The sequence below is a fragment of the Streptomyces sp. NPDC035033 genome, assembly GCF_040636735.1.
In the GTDB taxonomy this organism is placed as follows: domain Bacteria; phylum Actinomycetota; class Actinomycetes; order Streptomycetales; family Streptomycetaceae; genus Streptomyces.
On the sequence record NZ_JBEZUZ010000184.1, the window covers coordinates 1 to 5,753 of the forward strand.

4 protein-coding genes are annotated in these 5,753 nt (G+C 73.1%); 1 reads left to right on the top strand and 3 read right to left on the bottom strand.

What is annotated here, in order from left to right; translation table 11 throughout:
• Positions 1-182: 182 nt before the first annotated feature.
• Positions 183-749 carry a MarR family transcriptional regulator gene (locus tag AB0E83_RS34950; RefSeq protein ID WP_362120776.1) on the bottom strand — a complete coding sequence of 189 codons (567 nt, stop codon included), beginning with the start codon at positions 747-749 and terminating at the stop codon, positions 183-185.
• 154 nt (positions 750-903) lie between these two features.
• Here AB0E83_RS34950 and AB0E83_RS34955 point away from each other — a divergent pair, with 154 nt between their 5' ends.
• The gene (locus AB0E83_RS34955; protein ID WP_362120778.1) at positions 904-2,169 is read left to right on the top strand and encodes an MFS transporter; all 1,266 of its coding nucleotides are present in this window, start codon (positions 904-906) and stop codon (positions 2,167-2,169) included.
• Here AB0E83_RS34955 and AB0E83_RS34960 read toward each other — a convergent pair.
• Both AB0E83_RS34960 and AB0E83_RS34965 read right to left on the bottom strand, forming a co-directional pair.
• Positions 2,166-3,803 (bottom strand): SpoIIE family protein phosphatase, encoded by a 1,638-nt coding sequence (locus AB0E83_RS34960; RefSeq protein WP_362120780.1) that lies wholly within the window; start codon positions 3,801-3,803, stop codon positions 2,166-2,168. The genes AB0E83_RS34955 and AB0E83_RS34960 overlap by 4 nt on opposite strands.
• Before the next feature lie 106 nt (positions 3,804-3,909).
• Positions 3,910-5,310, bottom strand: coding sequence for an NAD(P)/FAD-dependent oxidoreductase (locus AB0E83_RS34965; protein WP_362120781.1), 1,401 nt, complete (start codon positions 5,308-5,310; stop codon positions 3,910-3,912).
• Positions 5,311-5,753 lie beyond the last annotated feature (443 nt).

Consider the following 5,753-nt stretch of genomic DNA (forward strand, 5'->3'; position numbering starts at 1 on the left):
ATAATCGAGTCGTTCGAATTGAATTTCGGCATGCCGGAATTCATCCCGTGAGGGAGACCGTGCTGGAGTGAGGTGCCGCTCGCGCGGCGGGATGGTCGTCGCAGAACCGTTCAGGCTCCGTGACAACTCGGAGAACACTACGCGTCCGCCGGGGGTGGAGTCAACCCCCGGCCGGTGAGGTCTCAGTCGAGGTCCGTGAGCCGGCCGCCGGCGTCGGGCTGGGTCAGCTCCACCCTGCGCAGGAGGCGGATCAGGGCGTCGCCCAGGGCGCCGCGCTCCTCGGTGGAGAGGTCCTGGAGGAGCTCCTCCTCGAAGTCGGTGGCCATGCGCATCGCCTCCAGCCACTTCGTACGACCCTCGTCCGTCAGTTCGACGATCACGCGGACGCGGTTGTTCTCGTCGCGGTCGCGGGTGACCAGGCCCTCGCCGGCCATGCGGTCGATGCGGTGGGTCATAGCGGCCGGGGTGAGGCCGAGGCGCTTGGCCAGCTCACCCGGGCCCAGGCGGTACGGAGCACCGGAGAGGACGAGGGTCTTGAGGACCTCCCACTCCGCGTTGCTGATGCCGAGGTCGGCGAGCTGGCGGCCGTACGCCACGTTCATCCGGCGGTTCAGCCGGCCCAGGGCGGAGACCACCTTCTCCACCTGGGGGTCCAGATCGCGGTACTCGCGCTGATAGGCGGCGATCTGCTCGTCGAGCGTCGGCTCCTGCGGCTCCTGCGGGGCGGACCGCTCGGGGGTGTCGGACATGCGGGGAGTATCCCACGGTCCTCGTTGGCGTTGAAGTCCTTCTATGTGTACTGTTAAGGATCGAACTTTAGGATTGAAGTCTTCAGGGTTCAGGCGTACAAGACTGAACCCGCGACCGAAGTGGGTGAGTGTGACCAAGGCGAGGGGCGCGGAGATGCGCCGGATTCAGGCGGGCAGCGCGCTGAGCGCGTTCGGACTCGGCTTCACCGTGCCGTACCTCTATGTGTACGTGGCGCAGGTGCGGGATCTGGGCGCGACGACCGCGGGTGTGGTGCTGGCCGTCTTCGCCATGGCCGCGCTCGTGGTGCTGCCGTTCAGCGGGCGGGCGATCGACCGGCGCGGGCCCGTGCCGGTGCTGCTCGTCGCCTCCGGGCTCGCCGCGGTCGGCGCGGTCGGGATGGGGCTCGCGTCGAGCGTGCCGGCGGCGGTGGGCGCCGCCGCGCTGCTCGGCGCGGGGACGGCGGTGCTCCAGCCGGCGCTGGCCACGATGATCGTGTGGTGCTCGGAGCCCGCGGGGCGGACCCGTGCCTTCGCGCTCCAGTTCTTCCTGCAGAACCTCGGCCTGGGTGTCGGTGGTCTGATCGGCGGCCAGCTCGTCGACGTGGACCGGCCCGACAGCTTCCTGCTGCTGTTCTCGATCGAGGCCGTGATGTTCCTGGTGCTGGCCGCGGTGGTCGGCACCGTGCGGACGGCCGGGTCGCCGGCGCTCCAGGGCGCGCGGCCCGCCGGGGGCGGCAAGGGCGGGGTCCGGGCGCTGCTCGGCCACAAGGCGATGGTGCAGCTGTGCGTCCTCGGCTTCGTCCTCTTCTTCGCCTGCTACGGACAGTTCGAGTCGGGGCTGGCCGCGTACGGCACCGAGGCCGCCGGGATCGCGCCGTCGACGCTCGGCGTCGCGCTCGCCGCCAACACCGCGGTGATCGTCCTCGCGCAGTTCCTGGTGCTGAAGTTCGTGGAGCGCCGCAAGCGCACCCGGGTGATCGCGGCCGTCGGCCTGATCTGGGCGGTGGCGTGGATCATCGCCGGGTACGCGGGGCTCGGCCACGGCAGCCAGGCGATGGCGACGGCCGCGTTCGTCTCCACGTACGCGCTGTTCGGTCTCGGCGAGGCGATGCTGTCGCCGACCGTGGCGCCGCTGGTCGCCGACCTGGCGCCGGAGTCGATGGTGGGCTCGTACAACTCGGCCTTCGCCCTGGTGAAGCAGCTGGCGCTGGCGGTGGGTCCGGCGGTGGGCGGTCCGATGGGCGCGTCGCTGCACGGGCCGTACATCGTGACCTTCGTGCTGTTCTCGCTGCTCGTGACCGTGCTCGCGCTCCGGCTGGGCAAGCGGCTCACGCCGGCGCAGGACCAGCCGGCGCTCGCCGTGAAGCCCTCGCGGATCGTGGCGCAGCACCAGCCGGAGAAGGAGACCGCCGCCGCCTAGTCGGGCAGGGCGAACTCGCACCACACCGCTTTGCCGCCGCCCGGGGTGCGGCGGCTCCCCCAGGACGAGGCGATCGTCGCGACGATGGAGATCCCGCGACCCGCCTCGTCCTCCGTTTCCGCCCGGCGGCGGCGCGGCAGGTGGTCGTCGCCGTCGGTGACCTCGATGATCAGGCGGCGGTCGGTGCGGCGCAGCCGCAGCCGCATGGGCGGGGTGCCGTGCTGGAGGCTGTTGGCGACGAGCTCGCTGGTGGCGAGGACGCCGAGGTCGCGGAGTTCGACGGGGAAGCGCCAGGAGGAGAGGACGCCGGAGGCGAAGGCACGCGCGCGGGGGGCGGCCTCGACACCGCCGAGGAGTTCGAGGGCGGCGTTGTGGAACAGCTCGGCGTCGGCGCCGTCGCGGGCGGGGTGCTGGACGACGAGGACGGCGACGTCGTCGTCGTGCTCGGCGGTGACGCCGAGGGCGCGGAGGAGCCGGTCGCAGATCACCTGGGGGGTGCCGCTGGCGCCGCTGAGCGCGCGGGCGAGGGCGTCGACCCCCTCGTCGATGTCCTCGCGGCGGCGCTCGACCAGGCCGTCGGTGTAGAGGACGGCGGTGGAGCCGGGGGGCAGGGCGATGGAGCCGGAGGCGTGCAGCCAGCCTCCGGTGCCGAGCGGGGGGCCGGTGGGGTCGCCGGCCTTGCGGACGGTGCCGTCCTCGTCGCGGACGAGGATCGGGAGGTGGCCGGCGGAGGCGTAGAGGAGCTTGCCCTCGTTGGGGTCGTGGACGGCGTAGACGCAGGTGGCGATCTGGCTGGCGTCGATCTCCGCGGCGAGGCCGTCGAGGAGCTGGAGGACCTCGTGCGGGGGCAGGTCCAGGCGCGCGTAGGCCCGGACGGCGGTGCGGAGCTGGCCCATGACGGCGGCGGCGCGGACGCCGCGGCCCATGACGTCGCCGATGACGAGGGCGGTGCGGCCGGCCCCGAGGGTGATGACGTCGTACCAGTCGCCCCCGACGGCGGCGTCGGCGACGCCGGGCTGGTAGGTGGCGGCGATCCGGAGGTCGTCGGGCTGCTCCAGCTCCTGTGGGAGGAGGGAGCGCTGGAGGGTGACGGCGGTCTCGCGGTGGCGGCGCTCGCTGGCCCGGAGCCGCTCGGCGGCCTCGGCGTGGTCGGTGACGTCGGCGGCGTGGACGAGGACGCCGCCGCCGGTGAGGCGCGGGCTGTCGACGGGCAGGCAGGTGACGGTGTACGAGCCGCCGTCGGCGGTGCGGCGGGACTTCACGGTGCGGGGCTTGCCGCTGCGGAGGACCTGGTCGAGGAGGGGCAGCAGGCCGAGGTCCTCGGCCTCGGGGCAGGTGGCGGCGACGGTGGCGCCGGCGGGGCGGGGGCCGAAGGCGGAGGCATACGCCTCGTTGACGTACGCGATGCGGTGGTCGGGGCCGTACACGAGGGCGACGAGGCCGGGGAGCCGGCCGAGGAGGTCCCGTACGGAGAAGTCCTCCAGGGCGGGGACGTCACCGGGGTCGGCGTCCTCGGCGGGGTGCTCCGCCTGCGGACCGTACTCACCGCGGGCGGCGGGCACGGAGCCTTCGGCCCCCCGCGCCGCGCGGCGCTGCGTGCCGGGGAGCCGGGCGCTCCAACGGGTGAAGTTCACGGATCTGTATGCCTCGTGGTGTCGGTGCCGTGCGGAGTCACGCTGTGCAGGTGTGAGCCCACCTATGGTCACACGTCCAGTGTGGACGAGTGCACTGACAGTGATGTCAGGAGGACGGCTTGTCGTCGCCGTCGGGGCCGGGTCCGGGCGGCGGGGGCGGTGGCGCGGCCGCGAGTTCGAACTCGGCCCGGGGGTGTTCGAGGGAGCCGAGGGAGACGATCTCCCGTTTGAACAGGCCGGAGAGGGTCCATTCGGCGAGGACGCGGGCCTTGCGGTTGGCGGTGGGCATCCGGCTGAGGTGGTAGGCGCGGTGCATCAGCCAGGCCGGGTAGCCCTTGAGCTTGCGTCCGTAGACGTGGGCGACGCCCTTGTGGAGGCCGAGGGAGGCGACGGAGCCGGCGTACGCGTGCGCGTACTCCTTGAGCGGGCGGCCGCGGAGGGAGGCGGCGAGGTTCTCGGCGAGGACCTTGGCCTGGCGGACGGCGTGCTGGGCGTTGGGGGCGCAGGGGGTGCCGGGTTCCCCCGCGGTGGTGTCGGGGACGGCGGCGGCGTCGCCGGCCGCCCACGCGTGGGGGGTGCCGTCCACGGTGAGGCGGGTGGTGCAGCGGATCCGGCCGCGCTCGTCGAGGGGGAGGTCGGTGGCGGCGAGGACGGGGGCCGGCTTGACCCCGGCGGTCCACACGACGGTGCGGGTGGGCAGGCGGGTGCCGTCGCTGAGGACGGCGACCCGGTCCTCGTAGCTGTCGAGGCGGGTCTCCAGGCGGACGTCGACGTTGCGGCCGCGGAGCTCGCGGATCGCGTACCGGCCCATCTCGTCGCCGACTTCGGGGAGGATCCGGCCGGCGGCCTCGACGAGGACCCAGCGCAGGTCCTCCGGCTTGATGTTGTGGTGGTAGCGGGTGGCGTACCGGGCCATGTCCTCCAGTTCGGCCAGGGCCTCCACGCCCGCGTAGCCGCCGCCGACGAAGACGAAGGTGAGGGCGGCGTCGCGGAGGGCCGGGTCGCGGGTGGAGGAGGCGATGTCCATCTGTTCCAGGACGTGGTTGCGCAGGCCGATGGCCTCCTCGACGGTCTTGAAGCCGATGCCGTGCTCGGCGAGGCCGGGGACGGGAAGGGTGCGGGAGACCGAGCCGGGGGCGAGGACCAGTTCGTCGTAGGCGAGGGCGAGCGGGCCGGCGCCCTCCTCGGCGGTGGCGAGGGTGGTGAGGACCGCGGTGCGCTTGGCGTGGTCGATGGACTCGACCTCGCCGATGAGGACGCGGCAGCGGTCCAGGACGCGGCGGAGCGGGACGACGACGTGGCGCGGGGAGAGCGAGCCGGCGGCGGCCTCGGGCAGGAACGGCTGGTACGTCATGTACGGGTCGGGGGTGACCACCACGATCTCGGCGGCGCCGCCCCTGAGCTCCGTCCTGAGCTGCCGCTGGAGGCGCAGCGCGGTGTACATGCCGACGTAGCCACCGCCGACCACGAGAATGCGCGCAGGTTCGGTCACCGTCCCATGAGGCATCGCCGTCCGGGGTTTGTCCACAGGCTCGGCGAATTGTGTGACCGGAGGGGTACGGAGGCGCGGGGTGGCGCGCGCGGCGTGCCCGGTGACAACGGCGCAGGTCACGGCGGGGTCGGGGGGCGGGGCATGGGGTGGGAAACCGGTGGCTTCGGTGCCTTGCTCCGATCGGGGGGCGCACCGTACGGAACTCCCCCTTCTGAATTGACCCCGACTCAACTATGTTCGTAGTTCGTCGGGGTGTCGGGTCCGGCGTGCGCGCGGACCGATGCGCACTCCGGCCGGGAGCCCCGTATCAGGGCGGGGAGTCTCCGGGGGGAGACATCATGAGCGGGGGAACGCTTATGCAGATTCAGGATTCTCGTTGGCAGTCCGTCGTCGGGGCGGAGCGCGACGACCGGGGCGCGGGGGCCGTGGCCGCCGCGCCGGCGGTCGGCGGCGCGCTG

Bases quoted from the DNA above. Each gene is read 5' to 3' on its own strand.
- AB0E83_RS34950 (WP_362120776.1), bottom strand. From the start codon at position 749: ATGTCCGACACCCCCGAGCGGTCCGCCCCGCAGGAGCCGCAGGAGCCG.
- AB0E83_RS34955 (WP_362120778.1), top strand. From the start codon at position 904: ATGCGCCGGATTCAGGCGGGCAGCGCGCTGAGCGCGTTCGGACTCGGC.
- AB0E83_RS34965 (WP_362120781.1), bottom strand. From the start codon at position 5,310: ATGCCTCATGGGACGGTGACCGAACCTGCGCGCATTCTCGTGGTCGGC.